Origin of the sequence: Nitrosococcus watsonii C-113 (genome assembly GCF_000143085.1) — a bacterium.
GTDB classification, from domain to species: Bacteria; Pseudomonadota; Gammaproteobacteria; order Nitrosococcales; family Nitrosococcaceae; genus Nitrosococcus; species Nitrosococcus watsonii.
Genome location: NC_014315.1, coordinates 1,923,239 through 1,945,669 on the forward strand (window position 1 = coordinate 1,923,239; position 22,431 = coordinate 1,945,669).

Consider the following 22,431-nt stretch of genomic DNA (forward strand, 5'->3'; position numbering starts at 1 on the left):
GTTTTTCTTAATATGCGATTTCGCAACGTGGGCAACGCAAGTTGTTCATTGGTTGCTTCCTATTACAACGGAGTCGCTCTGTTTTCACAAATTCAAAGCATTACTTTTTGAGCACCACCGATAAGTCTAGCAGCGAAGAGTACTCAGCCGATTACAAAGTCTGCAAACGAAGGGCTAATAACCTGAGTCGGAGTCCATTGGCCGGACTCACGCTTATTGACTCTACCCCAAAATCCTAAGTAAATCATCTATAATTTAGAGTTAACCAGACGCACACAAGCGGTTAATAAGCCCTAAACAATGGCAATCTGCAAACGTATCAACCATCAAAAACAAATATTCTTTTTTCTGCCATTACAACAGCTAGATCACATTTGATTAAATAACTAATAATACAATTGAAAAAGCATTACAATCCTCTGTTGTCAGGCGCAAATTCAGAGCTTGCAACCGTTCTAAAAAAGAGATTCATGTCGCTGCTATTACGTCTATGGCAACAAAAAGCCCTCTTTCTTTATGACCAACCCGTTCTACACTACACACTGGGGCCTTCCCTTCAACGACATACTAAGACAAGCACGATCGCTTCAGAGAAGTGGTAAAAAAACACGACCCATCTAATTATTGGAACTCCAAGGTATATTTTTATTTCCACGTTGATATGCGCAAAACCGGTACCACTTTTATGCAAAAATGCCTTTCCAAAATTCTACAGTATTAAATATCTACCCCCCTGGTCACCAACAAACGCATGGATTGCCTGTTGTCCAATATCCATCTTCAAAGTGAGCGCAAAGGGATCTACAAGGCCCTTGCTATTACCTTTGCGCTTCCAATAAGCGCCCTATCATCCTTATTAACTGGTCCGACCTCATCGAACGCGAACGGCTGATGCTGCTGCGTGCTGCCATCGCTGTCGAGGGGCGCTCGGTTCCCATTTATGAGGCCATCTACACTCTACTCAGTATAACAGCCCTCGTATTCATAACTCCCTGAAAATTGTACACCGATTATCGTCATGGGTGACCGATTTCGTGGTCCGCGATTCAAGGCTGCCGAAAATCTCAGTTGGCATTGGCTTGGGCGAATTCGCAATAGTATTAAATATCGACTACTCTCGCGTAAACGCCCACTTATCTCAGTCCAGCCGAACTCTCTCATAAGTGCCCCTATCTTTGCCATCTTCATCTGTTCAAAAAAGGCTGTTCTGGACGCCATCCTTGTCGCTGCGTTGAACACCACCGCAAACACAGTAGTATCGAAACTGTCTTTAAGAAACAGCAACGCGACCCGAGGTTAATCGCAACCCACCTCACTCCAGAGGAGTTTTCGCCCAAAAGCATTATAGCCCTTCACGGTAAACGGATGCAGACCGAGGAGTGTTGCCGTGATTGGAAAAGTGATATATACCGATTCGGTATTACCATCCCTCGTTCGAGGAATATCAAACGACTCAACCTCCCCCTTTTGGTGGGTGCACTGGCTACCTTATCTCTATGGTGGATTAGCTGCCATGCCAAGCGCAACCAAGGGCACCGCCATTTCCAAGCTAACACCGTACGTGATCGTAACATCCTATCAATTTTGTTCCTTGCTGCCGCCGTCATCAGGCAACCTGATTACCCGATTAACTGTACTGACTTGATTTACTCCTGGGCATCATTCCCCGATTATGTGCCTGAACAGAATTTGGCGTAGCTTTGTGGGAATCCATCAGAGTTCTACGTTGGCTGAAGATGAGTACTCTTCATCGTATTCTCTCTGTTCAATTCTATTGGCTTTAGGAGCTATGGCGGCCTCAATCCCCGCTTCCTGGAGCAATACCAGCACGCGTTGCTGCAGCATCGTAGGCTTTGTCCGCCAGAAACACCATAATTTTGTGTAATAATGTGGGCAGCAGGGCGTCCGCTCCCTGCAAATAAAGTCCTTTTACAAAGGAAAGCCCTAATTACACCGCAAAAACCGACAGCGCCTACCCTATAGCCCATAATACTTCAACCAATCGCCCCAGAGGAAAACGCTTAAAATATTCTGTGGTTTTATAGACGTTTCTCCTCTTTCGTCCAGTTGGACCATTTCCTTTACCCCATTTGGCCCTAATGGTGGAGGTAGAACTATTCACTACTGGTTATACTGCCACCCGCTCGATACGGGCTAATAATTGATCACATATTTGACGAATAGCCGAATCAATCTTAGGAGGAGATCTTCGACGCACGGAACTAGCAACTACTTTACGGCTCACATGCGGTTTATAAGCGATTCCGAGAAAAGTAAACAACTCATTAAATACCTCGGTAGGGTGTTGGACAAGCTGCTCATAACCTACCAAACGTACACGTGAGTCCTGATCCAAGTTCTGCTCGAAAAAAAGCACATTACGAAAATACCAAAAGAGCGCGCAGGCTGACGCATTGCTGATCTCAGGATGATAAAGACACCTGACTAAGGCATGAGTTTCATCCGACATCCCCCGTCCACGCCATCCAGCGGCATTCCGATCTCCAGCAATACGTCGAATGCTCTCTGGCATGCCGGTCCAAAGATCTAAGTGTGAATTTACAACATCCTCATAATGGCGCACCAACCATATCCCCTTTGATGGGTTAAATGTATCCATCAGACAGCGTAATTCCTGGAGTTCACAAAGTGCTTTTAGTACTATATATTTTGCGCTAGCGGTTCTTACTAGGCTATGAATAACAGTCGGTGGCCGCATCTCATAACCATTAAAAGCACGCGGGTCACGCTCATGGTAAACCATGGTCTCAAAGCTTCGCTCAAGGACATCCATCAGCATATTAGTCCCTGATCTCTGGACTCCTGCAATAAAGAAGATCTGCTTGGCACCCTCGCGGGACGAAGATAAAAGCGTTTGATAAGCTTGTTTCTTGAGAAGAAAGGAATGGTACTTGATTCTCGCAAGTGCGCGGACGAGCCCATCTTGACTTTTCATAGACGCCTTCCAGGCCATTTTTCAGGGAGACGTTCATTCTTCTGTCCCTCCTTGCTTAAAGAAGATAATTTATCTTGGCCACGCAGAGAAGACTGCCCATAGTGTATCCTCTTATTATTTGCAAAGACTGCAGATGAATGGCGGCTAGTTATTCGCCCATCGGCCAAAACCTCCCGCCAAAGCAATGCGGCTAAAACAATAAAGAGATAATAAAGGTCAAAATAGGCCAGATTCAAGAAAGCTCCACTGACGGCATAGCCAACAAGTCCTACTTGCAATGCCCAGGCATATTGCCCTATCCACTGCAATTCAGAAAACTTCGAAGTCTGTTTGTTAAGGCGTCCTAGCCGTTGGTAAGTTAAAAATAAGATTATCATAAATAGGCCAAAACCCACAAAACCGTGCTGTCCTAGCATTTGAAAGTAGATGCTATGAGCAACATGCCTGCCTTTTATTACATCGAAGTATTCAGGATCCAGGTAAGTATACCACCGTACAGAATCGCCTTCGTAGTCGAATCCACCACCGCGTAACGGCCTATCCACAGCAATATTCCATGCCAAATTCCATGCTGCGATACGCTGCATCGCGGAGGCATCCATTTTGTAATCTTGAATACTCTCCGCCCGATTAAAGAGCTTTTCAGGGGCAAATGCTAGGGCAGCGAAAGCAATAGGGATAAGCAAAATAACCAATAATGCTTTATTACGCCACTTCATAAATAACAGCATAGAAACCACTGCTAACCCTAACATAGCACCTCGCGAGTAAGTGAACGGTATAGCGATGAAAGTAAGGGCAAAGGTAGTATATAAAAGCTTCCGTAACCAAACTCGCTCTTCGTGCCGCGCTAAAACTAGAAGCAGGGGTAACCCCATCACTAGTGCTAAACCTAAAAAATTATTCCCGGTAAGGAAAGAGTTTTCAGGCCCCATCACATGGTACTGTCCACCTGTAAAAATAGTAAATACACCACCTTTAAAGCCATAAAAACCTAGGCTCAGAGTTGCGACTAGAAACAGCCAATAAATCCTCTGTTTGCCATAGATGAGCATCGTCGTTACATAGCTCATTAAAAAAATTTTTGCCACCTTATCCCATTGTTGCCAAGCATCCTCAGGTGCCCAAGCGAAAAATGTGGTAAAGGTCATATACCCAAAAAGCACCAATAAGAGTCGAAGTTCCAGTGTCCAGGCAATAGGCTTCCTGTCTCGCACCAGCAGCAGCCCCCCTAATATCGCAATTGCCACCATCTGCGCGAAGGGCATATTCCAGGCAAACCCCCACGTCAACCGATGAGGATTCATAATGCCTATCCATGTCCATACTAAAATACCAATCCATGGACGTAAAAAACAAACAGGCAGCAAGGCAAAAATAACCCCTGTGATCAGGATATCGCGAAACGGCATTAGCGAGTTATACTGGAGTGGTTTTTGTAAAAGTAGTTTTCATTTTTTCGGCACTAGCCATCGAAATTTTAGCTTTCTTACGCCAAATCTTATTGAAACTGGCACGGATAGAGTTTTATGTCAAGAATTCATTCCACAAACCTATTAGCGCACTCTTTAGTGCTCGATAATGCCTTCAAACGCCCAGACGAGCCAGCACTGATCCATGGCGATCAAACCTTAAGTTACGCCTCCCTCGGTAGCGCGGTTGAAGCCTGTGCTCGCGGGCTTCTGGCCCTTGGAATTGCCCCCTCTGAGCGCATTGCCGTCTACTTGCCTAAACGTCCTGAGACCGTGGTTACTCTCTTTGGCGCCGCGGCCGCCGGCGGCGTGTTCGTTCCTATCAACCCATTGCTTAAACCCCGGCAAGTTGCCTATATCCTTCGCGACTGCAATGTCCGAGTGCTTATCACCGCTGATAACCGCACCGATCTTTTACAAGATGAACTTGCTGAATGCCACGATTTGCGAAACCTAGTAATCGTGGATGCGCCTACCCAAGCAGCTAAGAATCTTACCCACCCAACGGCTATCTCATGGGAGAGTCTCCTATCATTGGGAGCCGGTGCCCCGTCTTTAGGACATCGCCGCATTGACAGCGATATGGCCGCCATCCTCTACACCTCTGGAAGCACGGGACGCCCTAAGGGCGTGGTACTCTCCCACCGAAACTTAGTCGCGGGTGCACAAAGCGTAGCTCAATATCTGGAAAATAATTTCAACGATCGCCTGCTCGCAGTACTACCCTTAAGCTTCGACGCCGGCTTTAGTCAGCTCACGACTGCCTTTTCTACCGGTGCAAGCGTAGTACTAATGGAATATCTACTGCCAAAAGATGTCATTAAAAGCATCGCCCGCCATGGGATCACAGGGATAACCGCCGTACCCCCTCTCTGGGTCCAACTTGCCTCCCTTGCCTGGCCCCCCGAAGCCGTGAATACCCTGCGGTATATTGCCAATACGGGGGGCCGAATGCCCAAAGCAGCCACGGCGGCCTTGAGACGATCTTTGCCTCAAACCAAAGTATTTCTGATGTATGGACTCACAGAAGCATTCCGCTCCACCTATCTTCCTCCTGAAGAAGTTGATAAACGCCCCGATTCCATTGGCAAAGCTATCCCCAACGTGGAAATCCAAGTAGCCCGCAAGGATGGTAGTCTATGCCTGCCTGGAGAGCCAGGAGAATTGGTTCATCGTGGCGCCCTAGTAGCCATGGGTTACTGGAACGATCCTAAAAAAACGGCGGAACGTTTCCGCCCTGCACCGGGGCAACTCCCTGAGCTCCCCCTTACGGAGATCGCCGTATGGTCTGGTGACACGGTACGCATGGATGAAGATGGTTTTCTCTACTTTATCGGCCGCCAAGACGAGATGATCAAAACCTCTGGTTACCGGGTAAGTCCCACGGAAGTGGAAGAGGTACTGTACCAAACAGGTTTTGTGGCTGAGACTGCTGTCGTCGGCATACCTCATCCAAAACTTGGCCAAGGGATAGTTGCTATAGTAAAACTAGATAGCGCCGATTTTAACCCCGAGGATTTACTAGTTGCCTGTCGCGCCGAACTCCCGAATTTTATGGTCCCACTTACCATAATCGCTTCGGATGCCTTACCTCGAAACGCGAATGGCAAAATCGATCGACGCGCCCTAGCAGCAAAATTTGAGTCTCTATTCAAGGAATAAAATGCTCTATGAACAAACCTCTTCCCCATTCACCCGTGGATTATTTTCCAGTAAAGGATGACTGCCTCCTCGTCGGAGGCGTTCCTCTTACGAAATTTGCGGCCCGTGTCGGCAGCACTCCCTTTTATGCTTATGAGCGTCGTCTGATTAGTGAGCGAATCCGACACCTGCGCGCTCATTTACCGTCCGAAATCTACATTCATTACGCGCTGAAGGCAAACCCCATGCCAGCCTTGGCAGGCCATATAGCACCGCTGGTGGATGGGCTTGATGTGGCTTCTATAGGGGAACTTAAAATAGCCTTAGATGCAGGCATATCACCCAAAACTATTAGCTTTGCTGGTCCGGGGAAATCCGATGCGGAACTCAGGACTAGCCTAGCGGCAGGAATCATTATCAACATGGAATCCGAAGGAGAGATGGAGCGTATCGCCCATTTGGCGGAAAAACAAGGCTACCGTCCCAAAGTCGCGGTGCGAGTAAATCCCAATTTTGAATTGAAAACATCCGGGATGAAAATGGCGGGAGGGCCTAAGCCCTTCGGTATAGATGCTGAACGCGTTCCCGCCATGCTGGCTCGGCTCAGCGCGCTCGACCTGGATTTCCAGGGTTTCCATATTTTCAGTGGTTCCCAAAATCTCCGAGCTGAAGCCATTATCGAAGCCCAGGAACGCACGTTCACATTGGCTCTCGAACTTGCCCGTTCAGCCCCCGCGCCAGTGCGACTGCTAAACATTGGCGGTGGTTTTGGTATCCCCTATTTTCCAGGCGATAAACCTCTCGATCTTAGGCCCATCGCTGATAATCTCGCGGCCTCCCTCCCCAAGGTACAACAGCAGCTACCTGAAGCTGAAGTGACCCTTGAGCTTGGCCGTTATCTTGTGGGCGAGGCCGGTATCTACGTTTGCGAAGTCATTGATCGTAAAATCTCTCGTGGCCACGTATTTCTAATCACGAATGGCGGACTTCACCACCATCTCGCTGCTTCCGGCAACTTTGGGCAAGTCATTCGCAAAAACTACCCGGTCGTAGTAGGTAACCGGGTTCAAGGCTCAGACCGCGAAATTGCCAGCGTTGTAGGACCGCTCTGCACCCCCCTCGATATCTTGGCCCATCGTATGGATCTTGCCCAAGCTGAGGTAGGCGATCTTATCGTCGTTTTCCAGTCCGGAGCCTATGGCCGTTCTGCAAGCCCTCTGGGCTTCCTAGGCCATCCAGCGCCAGCTGAAGTGCTGGTGTAGCCATTGTTACCTCTCCAAATTGCAATCCGGGGAAACCGTCTCCTTCAGGAGCGCAGCCAAGGATGCAGCACGACAACTTCTTGAACTCCGGGCAATCTCCGCTTCGCTTGCCACTGGGGCTGTGTTAGTCTGGAGTCTCGTAAGGAAGTTTTGCAGTGTTGTCGCGATAGCCGCAGCCGAATCAAGCGGCGCAATAGTCTCGATACCCGCCTTCTGCAATACGCCTGCAGTGTCACCCTTAGGGTCCGTCAGTGCCAAAATCGGCCGCCGGGCGCGCAAGTATTCATAAAGTTTTGCTGGAATCTGGTGGTTACAATTGCTTGCCTGCAAAATCAAAAGACCATCCGCTGTAAGCATCTCGGCAAGCGCCTCACGGTAGGGGATATGGGGTTCAAAGCGCACAATATCAGCGATTCCCCGTTCGCGCAAAAGCTGCCTAAAGTAATCCTCCGAGCCACTAGCCCGGAACACCACTTGTAAGCTTTGAGCAGTGATCCGGCCTGATCGCCGCAGGGTTGCCAGTGCTTCAAAAAACGCCCGAGGATCTCGTTCATTGGGATACACCACACCGCTATGCACAAGTCGAAGCGGCCTAGAAGTGTCAGTCAATGGAGGTAAAGAGACCATATCAAACATGGAATCCTCATAACCATTCTCAATAAGTACCCACGTCTTTTCCGAGCGTTCCGGATAACGGTCAGCATACATACACTTCGCCCCAGGAGCAGTGAATATGGCGCGCGCGCACCGGCGTGCCGCCGCTGCCTCGATAGATCGGTATACCCGTCTCACCCGAAGATCAGGTGGATAATCCTCCTCCATCATGGGATCACGAAAATCGGCAATCCAAGGAAGTCCGCTCAGCCGGTGTAAAGTTAAACCAATGAGATGGGCCGTAGCAATAGGATACGTAGACCAAAGAGCTTGGGGGCGGTAATGGCGGATAAGCCGCAGTCCCGCTGGTACCGCTCCGAGCCACCAACTTACCCAGCGATCCGGAAGCGCCAGAAGACGGCTATACCGTCCCTTTAACGCCAAATGGCGTGCCGTATCAAGCCCAAATGCTCGATGCACGAGGGTGCCCGAATAGATATCGGCCAATTGGTCGTCACGACGCTGCTCATAGGCACGGGGATGAATGCTTAGAACAAGGGGCTGCCAGCCATATTCGGGAAGATGACGGGAGAAGGAGAGAGTGCGCTGCATACCGCTGCTGCCGCTAACAGGCGGAAAATGGTAAGCGATCATTAATATCCTCTTTACCATGACCGTACCCATGCAAGGGTCCATTCAGCCACTTGGTCCCGCCAAATACGGCGAGAAAAAGTATGATCCGCAGCAGACAACTCTCGACGCTCAATATTTGTACTGCTGAGTAGTTTGCGCCAGGCGGGCGAAGACGAGATGACATCGCGAAACTCATCTGCGGTTAAATCCTTACCACTAAGAATAAAAAGCACTCGTCCCTGGAATTGCGCCAGAGCGTCATAAGCCCGGCTAGGAAGTGACGCGGTTTTCTCAGAATCGCCTTCCTTAATTCTCCCCCGAGAAGAGTTCGCTTTCCTCAACAATCCTTTAAATGAGCGCAGCGAATCCGTATAGCCAAATTCCAAGCGCCAAATTTTACGCCAAAAATCGCCACTGACTAACCTTCGAAGATAATAGTGTTTGAGGTATACGGTCGCCAACCCCTGCTCTGTCCGAACCCATGGATTCAACATCACCAGGCCCGCTACGCGAGAATCAGAGGGGGCATAAAAACAAGCTGCCGAGGCGGCATCACAAAGACCCCAGATAACAATTTCCCTTAATCCTGGCGCAGCCTCCAGAAAAGTATCGATCGCTGCACGGATATCACCTTCGATACTCTCGAAGGTGCGGGTTTCACCCTCGCTATCTCCCATCCCCCGATAATCGAAACGAAATACGGGAATCCCTGCTTCTGCTAAGCAGCGGGCAAACAATACAAATTGGCGATGGCTGCCTACCCGATATTGTGGCCCACCAACAATGACAAGAATACCCCGGGTAGCATGCTCCGAACCTCTGTGCAAGATGCCAACAAGAAAATCATCAAGGCAACGAAAGGTGAGCGGCATCTCCCGAGCTGTTGCTGTTCTATAGCTACTATTTTCCCGTAGAGTAGTTTTTTCTCTTGTACCGAAGCAGTCTAACCCCGCCTGTTTAAAAGGCTCCTCCCTCATTCTAATACCTGTCTCCGATTATCCGCTGAAAAAACGTCTGCCCGTTTAATATTAAATATGTGACTGAATTATTAATGGATAGCTAAGCGCACGGTAGTTTCGTCTAAAAGTTTAGGGGCCAATGCGATCTCCTGGGTTGCCCAGAATGCATTCCCAATCACTGTCGCAGCGGCCACCCTAACTCCGCTCCCGCACCATATCTCCACAATACGCTGGCTCATAGGAGGAAACGATCGTCCTGAATTGGGCACAACTTCCAGCCAGTTCACAGCCATAGACCCAGGAGGGCTAAGATCCCCAAGACTGTGCTGTTCCAATGCCGTTGCCAGATCCGGGGCTAACTCGTAGCCTCCTACCTCTACTAACTCTCCGGCAGCAAGCCGTTGACGCAGGGTGGTCATATTCTCCCCCTTATTACCCGCCATCATTTCTCCCGCAAGCCGTAGCCGAAGAAATTGGGTGAGCATTAAACGGCCATCCACTACTGGCTGCCACAATATCAGATCATGAATCTCATTATTATGTTCGCAGGCAAATTCCACCGCGAGCAACCCTCCTAGCCGGAGACCCCAAAGTTTAATAGTTTCCGCACCGTTTTCTCGCAGCCAATCCGAGGCAGCCCCCAGATCTGCCTTCCATATTTCCCAGCGCGCCTCGCTAAACTCTCCTCCACTATCCCCAGTTCCATATAGATCTATAACCAGCACCCCATACCCAGCGCTAGCAAACTGCTCAGCTTGCAAAACCACCATGCGTCGACATTTGTTCATTTCTTCAGCAAAGGCAGGAACATGCAGGATAGCTTCCCTAGAAAAGTGGTGATCTCCTGCTGGCGGGTAGTAAACAGCGCAAAGGGGCCCTAGCAGACCCTGTAGAAAAAAAATATGACGTTTTAACGACAAATTAATCATGAAAGTTTTTTATTCACGAAATCCGCAAGACTCCCCACTGTTTCAAAGGTGGATGCCTCCACCTCATCATCATCGACCATAAAACCGTAACGCTCTTCTAAAGCGGTAATTATAGAGACCACCGCCATGGAATCGAACTCCGGCACCGCCCCTAGCAGGCGCGTTTCAGCCGCCATGGACTGGCGCGTCCGATCACTAAGCTGCAATACTTCACTAATAATAAGTATAAGCTCATCGACAGTATTTACACTGGCAGCATTTACATTCCTTACTACATTTTCATTCATTAGCTTTTTTCCTAGCTTCTAATTCAACATAAGATGATCAGGGGGAGTAACTTCTACCCTAGGGAAACTCGCAGGCCCACTTGATACATGAAGATAGGGCTGGCACGTGGACAGCATAAATTGTCGCCGACCAACCACCAGAAACAGCGCACTACCCACTTCTACCGCGCCAAGCCTGCGGTGTGACTCCCGCGACATGCGATTAAACGCAGAGACCCGACTCAAGGTCCAAAGGACACCCCGCTCCCGGAGATATCTATTTGCCTCATCCCAAAGTCGGGCAAAAACAAGGCTAGAACGATACTCAGGCCGCACGTAAACATCAAAATCCCAGGCTACCTCCCCTAACGGCTTTAAGATAAACCGGCACCGAACCTCATCTTCATCATAGGAATCCAAGTTAAGCCACAAGTACCCCGCAAAACTATTATCATTAAAAGCGCCAAGACATATTGCGCCCTGCTGGTAACGGCTTTGGATCGCTGCTTGGGGCCGTGGAAATTCTTTAACAATTCCATCTTCTTCCGCCACCAGCCGTACCTGAATAGAGCGGCCACGATGGGGCGGAAGGTTAGGCTTTTTGCCTATCGGTTGCGCTACTAGGTAATACTTGTAGAGACCAGCCCGATGAATATAGCGGGATAGCATTACGTGGATACTATAGAGTAATGCGTTCCACCACCCAATCTCAGCCCCCAGTGCTATTAGCTTCTTCATCAAAATAGTTTGGAAACTATCCTCAATTTACTGCGAGGACTCTCAGCAAACCGAACACTCTTCTAGAAGAGGGCGCAAAATTCGCATAAGCGCGCTTCAGTAGCAGAAAGTACCCAGTCTTCCACTCGCATAACTCGTTCTTCGATAAAATCCTGCCGATGGCGGGCCATTACTAATCTCGGCTTATGACGCAATATCTCCGCTAATGAAATCCCCTGCGCCTCTGGCACTGTAGCGAGAATACGCTCCATCAAAAAGCGATGCTTTGTTCTTCAGGAACAGCTTGGAAATACCTCTACCAATACCAGCTGCGCCATCTCGATCATCAAAAAAACTTGAAGAGATGCCAACAACCTTTGGAACCTATCCCTTTTCTCCCCGCGCTTAGAGGTTCGGTGCATACATACGTGTGGTTCCCATATGATGGTTACCTCTCCTTACCTCAGCAGGCCATGAAGAATCTTCCCCATCCAGCTCTACCCGTATGCGCCCCAACCCGCTTACACCAAAAGCGAGAGCCATACTCCGTGAGTGGCTGTATGCCAAACCGGAGGGTAAATAACGTCTCGGCAAAAAATACACCCCAAAGTCCATAATCGTTGAGGATTTACAGGGTCATGGGAAGATCATAATCACTGCGCCCTGTTGGGCCATAGATATACTGGCGGAAAGCGCCAGGGAATCGCTCATCCAGCCGGTCCCCCCCCGGCCAAATCTCAACGTCAACACTAAAAAAACGTTTAATGGCACTTCTTAAGATACTCAATTCTTCCGAGATTAGGTTATATTTCAATGCCCATGCGCCTGGAGCCAAAGCTCCAACATCATCAATATCCATATTAGATCTCCATAATAGGCAGTATGTTCAGATCGGTGAAGCTCAATAGCTCGATCAAGGAATTCAGGACGAAAATAGGGACGCTTTTTAAGCGTAAGAATACTCTCATAGGCAAGTTCCTGGAGCGGAACATGCTCCGCCATCCATAAACCAAATGGCAACCCAAACCCATGCTTTTCCTTTCTAATGATTTCGAGGGGGAGAAAGTCAGCCATGGCTTCCTTATAAAAATGGCGAAGGCGCCGTCCCTTGAGTTTCAGCGACGATGGCACCGTACAGGAAAACTCAATAAGGGGGTCATCCAGCAACGGGTAAACGACCTCTACCCCCGCAAGCGCACACATCCGTCCGACCTTGCGAAGATCGTTATCCGCAAGGGTCTGCTGCCAATCCAGATACATCATACGATTAAGCGCTGAAGCATTTTGGGGCTTCGCGTATCGCTTTTGCTGCAATAATAAAGGCTCTTCCGGCACTAGGGTCGCTAAGAAATCTGCTTGAAACATCTCCTGGGCGCCTTCCCGCTGAAGGAAGTTGTAGGCCTCTAAACGATCCGGTAACGGCGTCATTGCCTGGCGCACATAGCTTTGCGCCTTTCGCACTACGCCAACAGCCGCTGGCAAACGAAATAAAAGCGGCTCTAATAGCCTACTGCGCAGAACAAGCGGCACCATTCCATAATATTTAAAAATCTGCTGTTTAGCATAACGCGCATTGCCCGCGAAGAGCTCATCGCCTCCATCCCCTGCAAGCAGATATTCCATACCATTGTTAGCGGCAAGCTTGGCACAATAATAAACACCCACTGCTGAAGAATTACCAAAGGGCTCGTCATAAACTCGAGCGATTTCAGGTACTATTGCACAGACATCTTCAGGCGTGACATAGTATTCATGCTGCTGAGTGCCAAAATGCCTAGCTGCGGTGCGCGCATAACCCATCTCGTCATACCCACTCGCTGAAAAGCCAATGGAATAGGTATTGGCATTGCCCGGCCGCAATTCGGCAAGCATACCTGCCAGGGTCGAACTATCTAGGCCACCACTCAAAAAGGCGCCCACCGTCCGTCCTTTGGTGAGTCGTTTAACGGATTGGAGGATAAGGGAGCGCATCTGCTCGCCTAATACATCGAGGCGGACGTTATTGGTTTCATCGAAGGGAGGCTCCCAATAATCCCTCATGCAAGTTTGTTTACCATCATACTCCACATAGCACCCCCCTGGTAGCTTATGCAGACCTGAGTAAATAGTGCCAGGGCCCGGAACCATATGAGAATAGATATAATTGTAAATCCCTTGAGAGGAGAGTGAAGGATCAATGCTCGGGTGAGCCCGCACACTATCGGCGCTTGAGCCAAAAACAAATCCACCTTTAGCTGCCATGTAGTAGAGAGGTTCCTGCCCGATGCGATCCACTGCCGCAAATGCCCGGCCAGAGCGGCTATCCAGTATAGCAATAGCGAAAGCGCCATGAAGGCGTTGCAAAAGCTCCGTACCGTAACGGCGGTAAGCTTCGCCTAGAGCATCCCCCTCTCCTTGCTCACGGGCAATATGCTCGAGCTCTGGATCCGACCACCACGGTTGACCAATAATGGCGGCAACCAAGCCGTCCGGGAGTAAACCTAATTTCTGGTCAGGCGCTGCGCAAGCTACTCGCTCCATTGAGACTATATCTAATTCCCGTGGAAGCTGTAGCCTTTTGCTCATCTCGCGGAGCACCTTTTTATCCCTTAGTTCTCTAGCAGAAAAATTGGCTAACCCACAAAGTCCCATCATGATAGTCAAATATTATCCCATTACCTTAACAGGCTTCAAAAAATTTACTGTTAGAACATACAGCAAAACTTAGCGCGCCGATAATCTCAGAAACAGCGTGAGGCTGATCTAGGAATGATAGTTTCAAAAAAACAAAGAAGTGTTAGAAGGGAATTTAAAGATACCAAAGGCAATATTCTATTGGCGCTTAACCCGCCGGCCTATTACCACTTCATTAAGGCCAATATCCTTCTTTCTCTAAAAGTGTCTTTAAACCCGGCAAAGGATATCCTAGCTCATAAGCTGTGGCAGCATATTTTTTAGCAAGCTGGTACTTTTTAAGCTCAAAATAAAGCAGCCCAAGATTATAATTCAATTCTGAGGAGTCGGGGATTAAATCTAGTCCAATCTCATATTGTTCTAGAGCTTGTTCCAGTTCTCCACTTTTATGTAGATGTATGCCATATAGCATTCTTACAACACCATCTTTAGGACGAAAACGTATAGCACGAATAAAGTAGCATTCTGCAGACCGGCGCCATGTCCATTCTGCCTTCTGGGGCAACTTCCTCCCCTGAAGGCGCTCGAATCGGGATGCGGTATACAGCGCCTCATGGTAATTAGGAAAATGCAAAAGCGTATAATCTAAATTGTTTGCGATATCTACAGGATTTCCCTTAAGCTGACGTATCTGAAGGCGAAAGTGATAATCATTCACCAGCTTCAGGTGACGCCGCACGGCAGGATGCGGATCCAGATAATCGTCCTGGCGATCATGATACCTTGCCGTCTCGGGAAGCAGTTCTCCACATCTTTGCTGGCCCAGGCCAATAGCTGGTAATATTGCAAGAATGCCTATAGAAACTAATATGCTGCGGTATGTTAGACTTTTCATATTGGCATTTCCTCCTCCTTCTAGAGAAGCATCAATACCTATTTCTTTGGCTTTTTCTGATTTTTCAAACAACCTAGAGCGGGCTATCTCTAACAAAAGATAGAACTATCAGTAGATGGTACATTTAGAATCCTGGTGCATAAACTAACAAACATTCCTTCTACAAAACATTAATGTCCTACACTTTTTCCATAGATGAATGGACCAGGATCACTTAAAACTTTCCAGAATCCTCAGAAATTGCAGGGTTCAATATGGATAGAATATACTTTCCAATATTGGTAATTACCAAAAAGGCAATGAAGCATTTTTTAAGAAAGTATATTGCATACATCTAAGCTTATGCGCTTTCCCAGCTCATAATGATTTGTAAACTTAGTAAATGCTCCCCACCCTAATAGAGACAAACGTCTGATCTATCAGGTTTTTAAAACCACCACATTTACGTAAACCTCCCCATCAGCAGAAACGATAAATTCTATTTCTTAGTTTACTAATGAATAAGTTATTAGTACCAGATTAACTTACGCTGGCAATGACTTCAAGCACTAAGGGGTTCTATTCATACTCTTTAAACATAAGCAGGAAAAATTTTCCGCGTTTATAATCATTCTAACCAATACTGGTCTTTTCATTGCAACTATTCCACAAAAGACGCACCATAAATCGGCTTGGAGTACGATCCCACGGCGTGAAGCGTGGTAATTGCCAGGGATCGCTTCGAGACGAGGCAACCCCCCAGGCAGTGGAAACCGCAGCCTCAAAATTTAGATTTTGAGTAATACCCACGTGTTCCTGAAGGTAGTCTTTTCCAGGTTTACCGTTAGGGTAGGCAAATAAACGCACCGGTTCGCCTAGCAGATCTTCTAGCCGGGCCTTGCTTGTTGCTATTTCCTGTTCTGCCGATGCCTGCTCTAGCGATGCCAAGATAGGATGGCTATGAGTGTGGGCGCCAATCTCCATCCCTGCCTGGCGAAGCTGGCGCACTTGGATCGAAGTCATCATCAAGCTACGAGGAAACGACTCGTGGCAATGCTGCGTTAGCGCTTGGGTCCGTCTCTCCCGCTCCTCGCCAGGAAGATATTTTAGCCAGGCAAGAATCTGCTCAATCGCCGCCAAACGATCTGCCGTATTTACTAGGGAGTAAACATCCAGCCCCATGTCTGTCAGATCCAAATCTCCATTAGGCATGCGGCGCAACGTTTCAATGATCTTATCGTTCCACATCCACCCACCATCTAGATAGCCAGTAGCAATAAAGAATGTTGCTGGCACGCCTACTTGCTGTAAAATAGGCAATGCGATCTCCATATTATCCGCATAACCATCATCAAAAGTTACGCTGACTGCCCGCGGAGGTAAAGTTTCTTCCCGTAAACGCCTAACGGCTTCTGAGAGAGGAAGCGGATTGAAATAACGCGCCAAGAGTTCCATCTGCCAACGAAACCGCATGGCATCCGGCTCACCCGGAAGCAGAGCATCTGGCGCCGCTAGCACACGATGATAAATCAGCACTGAAAGACGCGCCCGTTTGCCACCAGGGGCAAGCAATGAAGCTAAGGGACGTAGCCCTCCACCCAATACCATCCTGTCAAATCCAGATAGAGCTTTTTCTGGCACCTTTTGCTCCAAAACTATTCCCAACCCCTATCCTATCCATTGCCCACTACAAAACCAGCCTAAAAGGCATTCTTTTTTTACAAGCCTTATCGAGGATGGGATTTCAATAACCTTTTGAGCACCGCCGTTACTCGCTCTTCAAGGGCAGGCGCATTATAGATAAGTCCTTCATTCAATTGCTGGGCCACATGCCGCAGCCAGTAGAGGGATACAAAAGCAACATGGTGGCTGGAATCGATACCACAATGATGATAACTTTCCTCAAGAAATTGCTGTTCTTTTTTATCAAGGCGCTCCTTATGCGCGAGCAATGGTATTGTCTGCGCGAGGCTCATCTCTGCGTTCAGATAGCGATAAGCACTTTCCAGATAGTTAAGGGCATCCAGCACCGGTATCCCTAAAAAATCGGCATTATCCCAGTCAATTACTCCACTTATTTGAAACTCTTGAATGAAAATATTACTCGTACTAAAGTCGCCATGGACTCGTCCACGGCGTACGCGCAAACCATATAGCTGATCCCGAAAATAAGCTTGTGCCTTCTCTATAAGGGCCGGAGCCTCTAGCGCACTGGCCACCTGCTCTAGAGGCAGACTCACTTGGCCCTGATAGAACTCACCTGAAAGCTCCTCTAGCGCCTGCTCATGGAGATCGGAATTAAGCATTTGCAAAAAACCCGATACCGCTTTGAGAACATCCGTATGGTTTTGCTTTCCCAGCTCGGCCCGCAACGGCTGGCCTTCCACCCGGCTTTCAACATAATAGGGCATTCCTTGGATTTTACCTGCTGCAAGCGCTTGTGGGAGCAACTCCCGCAGCTTTTCCATCTGCGCCGCTTGCTGAAGAAATCGGTGGTTGTTTTTAGCGTCTGCTATGACAGAATCATTAAACGGTAATTTCACAACTATTGGGCAATCCCCAGCATGACCCTTGATTACTCCCTTGGCTTTGCCTGTCGTGTAAAAATGGGTGAAGAATACAGAACGCTCCTTGAAACCAAGTTGAGATTCAATCGCCGCCGCTATCTTTTCCGCTAGCGACAAACCAGTAGGTGCCTGTGGTGAAGCAACAATTCCATAGGCGGGAACAAAATGCCGGCTGCGGCGAATACGATTAAGCCCTTGAGAACCAGGAGGCCGCCAAAGACCCTTCTCTGTCCGAAGTGGAATAAGCTCAGCCAGATGAGTATAACCAGGGGCGAGCCCATAAATCTCTTGGCGCGGGAAGCCCGCCGCGCTCAGGAGGCGGCGGTAACCGTTGATAGAATAAGTATAAGTCCGGTAAGGACGACGAGCTACCGCAGTAGAATAAAGATTCGCCAGAAAACGCGGCAATAACGAAGCAAACCACAGACCCGAGTGGTGATCCCGGCGTCCACCAAAATAGCGATAACTCAAACGGTTTTCAATGGCGATAAAAAGCTGGCCTTCTGGCTTCAACACCCGCCGTATCTCGCTCAGGAAGCGAAGCTGGATTTTACGCGGATTAGTAGCGCCAAAGAAACTTAAAAACGCCCCCATTGCCTTCTCCAACCGAGAATTTCCCCGCTCCCAGGCACTTGAATCGTCAGCCACCCACTCCAAGACGCCCGAAAGCGTTACACAATCCAAGCTCTCATCCGGAAACGGCAAAGAAGTCCCATCACCTCCAGCAAGCAGCACGATATGGTCATCCGGGTTAAACTGTTCAAAGCGCATCTGAGCAAACTTGAGCCGCTCGAAGGTTAAGTCCAAAGCATATACACTGTCTGCGCTCGGCGCGATATTTTTCGTTAAATTCCCTAGCCCGCACCCCAAGTCAAGAACATGGGCATTTGACGGCAGCCGTAACAACAGCTTCCAGGCATAGCGACCATCAGCAACCAGATTGTCGAGCCAGTCAGGGTTTTGTCTCACTCCCTTAAGGAAACGCCGCACGGTATTCGCCCATGGCGCATGGCGCGCATCACGGGTAAGATCTTCCATTGCCTCTCGGGGGATGGGATTAAAATAATAGTCGCGACGGTGGCAGCGAAAATCTATAATGCCATCACGAACAGGATAGCTGGCACCACAGGCAGTACATACAAACTTCGTACCTTCAGCCGCAATGGCGCTGCCACACCGGGGGCAAGCTAAATCCTCTCGCAGCATGCAATGCTCATGTGCTCTGGTAGATGCTTTTAGCGAACTCATTTTAACCCCCACAAGACAAGTAATATTTTATTCTTCATAGCCACCACCTAATTTTAATGACCTTTTGGGGAGTATCGGCAAGTTAGCCTCATCCAAGACCTTGGAGAAAGGGTTCAACTGCCCGGCCAGCAGATAGAAAATCCATCCAGGGTGCCACGGGGATTCACCAAAGCTGAACCTGAATGCCGAAGCTCAAGGACCGAGGTTCTTTCTGGAGCCCGCAAAGATAAGCCCATCGCCTCACACTGTAACGACTGGCCCTCAAGCCAGCACAACCGAGTGGGTATTCCAGCGATGGTCCGTAACCATAGCCAGGCGCCCTCAAAGCGAATGCCCCATGCCTCTATCCCCAGCGGTGCTTCTTGCGGCCCCAGCAAAAGGTAATCTACCCGCTCGCCACAGATAATCCGGAAAGCTAACCCACCTTGGTGGCCTCGCATTTCCTGGAGCGAAACAGTCTCCGTTGATTTTTCACCCACTGCTAGCAAAAAGGCCGTTAACCCCTTCTCTCCCCTAAAGGTTGTTCTTACCTGAGGGGCCGCCTCTAATTGGCCATAATGACGTGATACCCATCCTCCCAAAGGTTCCAAGCTGCCTTCAAGAACCTGGGGGGAGGTTAAATCTTTGCTAAAAGTAATGCTCAGTGACTCTTCACCCGTAATCACACGAATCTCATGGGACGATCTTTTCTCGACCTTCGCTCCCGGCACCCATTGTAGCGCGAAGCTCGCCGCGTCGGAGGAGATTCTCTCCGGCAATTGGTCGTAAACGAGCCAGTATTCGCCAGGTACGTGGACGACTCCTCGGCAATAACTATCATAGACGTTCTGGCTTTCTATTTTTCCCTCAACCCAAGCTCCTACAGCACCCGCAATTAGGCGTGTCGTGGCTACCCGAGCGGCCACTTCCCGATCCCGGAAATCCCGCTTAAGAGAACCCAGCGAATCGACACCCCGAATAGATAAACCGTTGTGGGCCTCAGGTCCGGCGAAGTAAGCACGCCACCGGGGCAAATCAGGCGGCCATCGTTCCACCTGTGACCGATAAGTATAAGTTCCCCCATCAACGACCATGGGATTCCCAGCCACACTGACATAGATGCCTAACAGATCCGCGTGCATATGCCCCCCCATAAGCTGCTTACCAGGCGCTGGTCCGGTACGAAAAACCAGACGAGTGCCCTCATCAGGTTCAGAGAAAATAAAAAACCCGCCTATAGGGTAAGACTTAAAGCTCTGAGATCTTTTCAGTTCTGCAGGCGAAGGAGCAAGCTTACCGCCCAGCAACCAAAACGCACGCTCAGCCGCTGAGTCTTCATAAGGCGAGGGAGAATGGCTAGAGTCAAAAAGCGCTCGATATAGCTCTCGAATAGCCCCACATCCCCACCCCTCTCCAATATCCAAGGGGAAAAGAGGATCCTCTGTTCCATTGCCAATCGCTAACGGCGTTGTTTCTGGCCCACTTAAATCTATCTGGAATGCCAACATCCGTTTCAATCGATCCAGTGTCCAGTCTGGTACGGAGCGGTCATTCCGCCGACTCAAGATTACATAGGCGGCAGTCATCTCACAGGCATATTCTTGATAATGAATTGAGTGCTCAAAGCCCGTCCCATCCTCATAAGTCTGCCGGGCCAGTTCACGCAACCATAACGACTCGTAGCGTTCTAGCCATCCTCGCTCTTCGATAAATTCTGGAAACAAAAGCCCTATATACCAGCCCGCAAAGTTATCCAAAAGTAGATGGTTATTGGGGTAAGACTCGCCGAGACGAGGCGCTAAAAACCGTACATCCGCATGCAAAATCTTTAGCACAGCATGCTCCACAGCAGAGCAGCGACCCGAGTAGCCTGCATCGCCTCGCTTCGCAATCAAGAAAGCCAACGCCCAGGAAAGAGCAATGAAGCGCTGAATAACGACAAAGTTACTGAGATAGGGGAGCTTTGAGCATCCAGCGCTAGCTACCTGCATCCAACCCTCAAGGGTTGCAGCCAGTATATGTTCCAGCGGCGCACCATAAAGAATCGCTAGCGCCAATCGTGGCGCAAAGGCAAAACGATGGGGCCGCGCGGCATAAAGCGCATCCTCCCCTGGCCCATTGGTAAGCGAGTTCCATGGAAATGCTTTTCCAAGACGATCCCCGCGTCGGCCATACGTTATAAGGCCAGTTCTGCAATCTGAATAGGCACGTTCAAGAAGCCGTGCCCGCCACTGGGGCCGTTCAGCCGCTACTTGCTCCGCAGCCGCCCTGAGTGAACCTGAATCTGCAAAAAACGCGGGCTCAGCGTCTATCCCTACCTTCCTCTCAATGGCCGTAGAAGCGCTGAAGGTTGGGCAATAAGGAACGGCGGATGCTCGCCCAAACCAACCGCGAAAACGTGACGAAACCGATTTCATTAGGCAAAAATCTTAAAACTTCAGAAGCTATTAAGGAGAAATGCCACTTTCCCTTGATCGGATAAATCGTCCACCAAAGTTTCTCTATTTGCTAGGGTGAGCGTTCTTACGCGCTTCAGCGGAAAGCGGCTGCCGATCAGGCTGATAAAGCCAGACATTGTTATCCACATTGTTAATGGCAACGAACACATCGTTCTTTGGAGCATAGCGCCAACGCCCAAAAGTACCTGCAGAGCTATTATTGGGGGGTGGCCCTTCGCCAGCAGGCGTATCAACTGTCCAGGTGAATTTAACAGGATCAAGGATATAGACCTCATTTGTTTGAGCACCGCGACACTTAGGGGCTCTGCCACACCAGGCGACGATTTGATCCCCAACGGGATCATAGGCGACACCAGGAGATCGAGTGTTGACAATTGCATTACCCCCCTTAGTGGGGATAGTCTCCAGCGTAAAAGGAGGATGAAGGAGAAGCGTATTGACGGTTCCATCGCCCACAAACCAGATCTGATGGCGCTTGGTATCTAACGTGCCCGTTCTGTAGAGCATATCTAAATCAATTTCCGAAACCCTTCTCGTCCACCTATTGGTAAAAAAATTGAAACTATAGAGAGCCTCATTAGTCCCTGATCCCGAGTGAGTTTTAGCATAAACTTCTCGGCTCTCCAGATCATAAATAATCTGCACAAAGTTATCTCCCACCGGGCTAGCGCGGCTTTTTAACTTCCAACTCCTCGTAAGAGGATTAAAAACCCAGCTATCCTCAAGGCTCCCCCCCTTCCGGCATGAGGTTACTCCTCCAAATAAGAAAAGTTCACCAAGATGATCAATCCAAGCCAAATGATTATAAGTATGCCGCGCAGTCGGCGTATGCCCACCATCCCAGGTGCTATAACAAACAGTCTCGGCATCGGCAGTCGGCGTGGTTGGGTTGGTCAAACGGGTCCAACGTTGGGTATCAAGGTCGAACGCATAGACCTCATTACCATAATACCCGCCATGGCCGCCTCCCATAAGAAACATCCGGTTGCCCACCGGATCAAAAGCGCCGCCAGACCAACTTTCAATAACTGCGGCGCAGTCTTTCGTCGAGGGCTTAACCGCCTTAGCTGGACAAACCTCCCGCATACGGCTCTTGGGAATCTCTATCCAGGTTCCCGCTTGCGCGGCAAAACCAGCTAGCGCCAAAATGGCATAGGTGGAAAGACGGCGCATATTTTCTCCCTCGCTTTTCAGATGAATAGCAAGCCTAGAAAGGCAATGATAAGATATTAATTGACTATATAATTTCTCAAGCTCGGAGC

Annotated in this window: 18 protein-coding genes; 2 read left to right on the forward strand and 16 right to left on the reverse strand. The window is 49.1% G+C overall.

Annotation, left to right across the window (positions count from 1 at the left end):
• Nucleotides 1-1,713: 1,713 nt before the first annotated feature.
• The 3 genes from NWAT_RS17760 to NWAT_RS08580 all read right to left on the reverse strand — a co-directional run bounded on the left by NWAT_RS17760 (nucleotide 1,714) and on the right by NWAT_RS08580 (nucleotide 4,368).
• The gene (locus NWAT_RS17760; RefSeq protein ID WP_269724249.1) at nucleotides 1,714-1,845 is read right to left on the reverse strand and encodes a hypothetical protein; all 132 of its coding nucleotides are present in this window, start codon (nucleotides 1,843-1,845) and stop codon (nucleotides 1,714-1,716) included.
• Between the two features lie 283 nt (nucleotides 1,846-2,128).
• Nucleotides 2,129-2,956 carry a sulfotransferase domain-containing protein gene (locus NWAT_RS08575; protein WP_013220708.1) on the reverse strand — a complete coding sequence of 276 codons (828 nt, stop codon included), beginning with the start codon at nucleotides 2,954-2,956 and terminating at the stop codon, nucleotides 2,129-2,131.
• On the reverse strand, nucleotides 2,953-4,368 hold the full coding sequence (locus NWAT_RS08580) for a putative O-glycosylation ligase, exosortase A system-associated (RefSeq protein ID WP_013220709.1): 1,416 nt from the start codon (nucleotides 4,366-4,368) through the stop codon (nucleotides 2,953-2,955). Before NWAT_RS08580 ends, NWAT_RS08575 begins: the two co-directional genes overlap by 4 nt.
• 117 nt (nucleotides 4,369-4,485) lie before the next feature.
• Here NWAT_RS08580 and NWAT_RS08585 point away from each other — a divergent pair, with 117 nt between their 5' ends.
• Together NWAT_RS08585 and NWAT_RS08590 are read left to right on the forward strand one after the other, a co-directional pair.
• Entirely contained in the window at nucleotides 4,486-6,090 is a 1,605-nt protein-coding gene (locus NWAT_RS08585; protein ID WP_013220710.1) for an acyl-CoA ligase (AMP-forming), exosortase A system-associated, read from the forward strand.
• 8 nt (nucleotides 6,091-6,098) lie between these two features.
• The gene (locus NWAT_RS08590) at nucleotides 6,099-7,331 is read left to right on the forward strand and encodes a pyridoxal-dependent decarboxylase, exosortase A system-associated (protein ID WP_013220711.1); all 1,233 of its coding nucleotides are present in this window, start codon (nucleotides 6,099-6,101) and stop codon (nucleotides 7,329-7,331) included.
• A 6-nt stretch (nucleotides 7,332-7,337) separates the two neighbouring features.
• Here NWAT_RS08590 and NWAT_RS08595 read toward each other — a convergent pair whose 3' ends face one another.
• The 13 genes from NWAT_RS08595 to NWAT_RS08655 form a co-directional block, all read right to left on the reverse strand.
• The gene (locus NWAT_RS08595; RefSeq protein ID WP_013220712.1) at nucleotides 7,338-8,579 is read right to left on the reverse strand and encodes a glycosyltransferase family protein; all 1,242 of its coding nucleotides are present in this window, start codon (nucleotides 8,577-8,579) and stop codon (nucleotides 7,338-7,340) included.
• Nucleotides 8,580-8,590: 11 nt separating this feature from the next.
• Nucleotides 8,591-9,535 carry a hydrolase 1, exosortase A system-associated gene (locus NWAT_RS08600; RefSeq protein WP_013220713.1) on the reverse strand — a complete coding sequence of 315 codons (945 nt, stop codon included), beginning with the start codon at nucleotides 9,533-9,535 and terminating at the stop codon, nucleotides 8,591-8,593.
• A gap of 71 nt (nucleotides 9,536-9,606) precedes the next feature.
• Nucleotides 9,607-10,446, reverse strand: coding sequence for a hydrolase 2, exosortase A system-associated (locus NWAT_RS08605; protein WP_013220714.1), 840 nt, complete (start codon nucleotides 10,444-10,446; stop codon nucleotides 9,607-9,609).
• Nucleotides 10,443-10,733, reverse strand: coding sequence for an acyl carrier protein (locus NWAT_RS08610; protein ID WP_013220715.1), 291 nt, complete (start codon nucleotides 10,731-10,733; stop codon nucleotides 10,443-10,445). The genes NWAT_RS08605 and NWAT_RS08610 overlap by 4 nt, the downstream gene beginning before the upstream one ends.
• 18 nt (nucleotides 10,734-10,751) lie before the next feature.
• A complete protein-coding gene (locus NWAT_RS08615) occupies nucleotides 10,752-11,450 on the reverse strand; it encodes a GNAT family N-acetyltransferase (protein WP_013220716.1) in 699 nt (232 codons plus the stop codon).
• Between the two features lie 62 nt (nucleotides 11,451-11,512).
• A complete protein-coding gene (locus NWAT_RS08620) occupies nucleotides 11,513-11,701 on the reverse strand; it encodes a hypothetical protein (protein ID WP_013220717.1) in 189 nt (62 codons plus the stop codon).
• A 356-nt stretch (nucleotides 11,702-12,057) separates the two neighbouring features.
• A complete protein-coding gene (locus tag NWAT_RS17065; RefSeq protein WP_198342152.1) occupies nucleotides 12,058-12,243 on the reverse strand; it encodes a hypothetical protein in 186 nt (61 codons plus the stop codon).
• A complete protein-coding gene (locus tag NWAT_RS08630; protein WP_013220718.1) occupies nucleotides 12,240-14,063 on the reverse strand; it encodes an asparagine synthetase B family protein in 1,824 nt (607 codons plus the stop codon). Before NWAT_RS08630 ends, NWAT_RS17065 begins: the two co-directional genes overlap by 4 nt.
• Nucleotides 14,064-14,277: 214 nt before the next feature.
• Nucleotides 14,278-15,009: a tetratricopeptide repeat protein gene (locus NWAT_RS08635; RefSeq protein ID WP_232420079.1), complete on the reverse strand. Its 732-nt coding sequence runs from the start codon at nucleotides 15,007-15,009 to the stop codon at nucleotides 14,278-14,280.
• A 540-nt stretch (nucleotides 15,010-15,549) separates the two neighbouring features.
• Nucleotides 15,550-16,524 carry a polysaccharide deacetylase family protein gene (locus NWAT_RS08640; RefSeq protein WP_013220720.1) on the reverse strand — a complete coding sequence of 325 codons (975 nt, stop codon included), beginning with the start codon at nucleotides 16,522-16,524 and terminating at the stop codon, nucleotides 15,550-15,552.
• A 119-nt stretch (nucleotides 16,525-16,643) separates the two neighbouring features.
• Nucleotides 16,644-18,689 (reverse strand): methyltransferase domain-containing protein, encoded by a 2,046-nt coding sequence (locus NWAT_RS08645; RefSeq protein WP_013220721.1) that lies wholly within the window; start codon nucleotides 18,687-18,689, stop codon nucleotides 16,644-16,646.
• 155 nt (nucleotides 18,690-18,844) lie between these two features.
• Nucleotides 18,845-21,127: a heparinase II/III family protein gene (locus NWAT_RS08650; RefSeq protein WP_013220722.1), complete on the reverse strand. Its 2,283-nt coding sequence runs from the start codon at nucleotides 21,125-21,127 to the stop codon at nucleotides 18,845-18,847.
• Nucleotides 21,128-21,211: 84 nt separating this feature from the next.
• On the reverse strand, nucleotides 21,212-22,342 hold the full coding sequence (locus NWAT_RS08655; protein ID WP_013220723.1) for a Kelch repeat-containing protein: 1,131 nt from the start codon (nucleotides 22,340-22,342) through the stop codon (nucleotides 21,212-21,214).
• Between the last annotated feature and the right edge of the window lie 89 nt (nucleotides 22,343-22,431).

Bases quoted from the DNA above. Each gene is read 5' to 3' on its own strand.
- NWAT_RS08655 (WP_013220723.1), bottom strand. From the start codon at position 22,342: ATGCGCCGTCTTTCCACCTATGCCATTTTGGCGCTAGCTGGTTTTGCC.
- NWAT_RS08630 (WP_013220718.1), bottom strand. From the start codon at position 14,063: ATGATGGGACTTTGTGGGTTAGCCAATTTTTCTGCTAGAGAACTAAGG.
- NWAT_RS08640 (WP_013220720.1), bottom strand. From the start codon at position 16,524: ATGGTATTGGGTGGAGGGCTACGTCCCTTAGCTTCATTGCTTGCCCCT.
- NWAT_RS08590 (WP_013220711.1), top strand. From the start codon at position 6,099: ATGAACAAACCTCTTCCCCATTCACCCGTGGATTATTTTCCAGTAAAG.
- NWAT_RS08585 (WP_013220710.1), top strand. From the start codon at position 4,486: ATGTCAAGAATTCATTCCACAAACCTATTAGCGCACTCTTTAGTGCTC.
- NWAT_RS08595 (WP_013220712.1), bottom strand. From the start codon at position 8,579: ATGATCGCTTACCATTTTCCGCCTGTTAGCGGCAGCAGCGGTATGCAG.
- NWAT_RS08600 (WP_013220713.1), bottom strand. From the start codon at position 9,535: ATGAGGGAGGAGCCTTTTAAACAGGCGGGGTTAGACTGCTTCGGTACA.
- NWAT_RS08615 (WP_013220716.1), bottom strand. From the start codon at position 11,450: ATGAAGAAGCTAATAGCACTGGGGGCTGAGATTGGGTGGTGGAACGCA.
- NWAT_RS08610 (WP_013220715.1), bottom strand. From the start codon at position 10,733: ATGAATGAAAATGTAGTAAGGAATGTAAATGCTGCCAGTGTAAATACT.
- NWAT_RS08645 (WP_013220721.1), bottom strand. From the start codon at position 18,689: ATGCTGCGAGAGGATTTAGCTTGCCCCCGGTGTGGCAGCGCCATTGCG.
- NWAT_RS08580 (WP_013220709.1), bottom strand. From the start codon at position 4,368: ATGCCGTTTCGCGATATCCTGATCACAGGGGTTATTTTTGCCTTGCTG.
- NWAT_RS08620 (WP_013220717.1), bottom strand. From the start codon at position 11,701: ATGGAGCGTATTCTCGCTACAGTGCCAGAGGCGCAGGGGATTTCATTA.
- NWAT_RS08605 (WP_013220714.1), bottom strand. From the start codon at position 10,446: ATGATTAATTTGTCGTTAAAACGTCATATTTTTTTTCTACAGGGTCTG.
- NWAT_RS08650 (WP_013220722.1), bottom strand. From the start codon at position 21,127: ATGAAATCGGTTTCGTCACGTTTTCGCGGTTGGTTTGGGCGAGCATCC.
- NWAT_RS08575 (WP_013220708.1), bottom strand. From the start codon at position 2,956: ATGAAAAGTCAAGATGGGCTCGTCCGCGCACTTGCGAGAATCAAGTAC.
- NWAT_RS17760 (WP_269724249.1), bottom strand. From the start codon at position 1,845: ATGCTGCAGCAACGCGTGCTGGTATTGCTCCAGGAAGCGGGGATTGAG.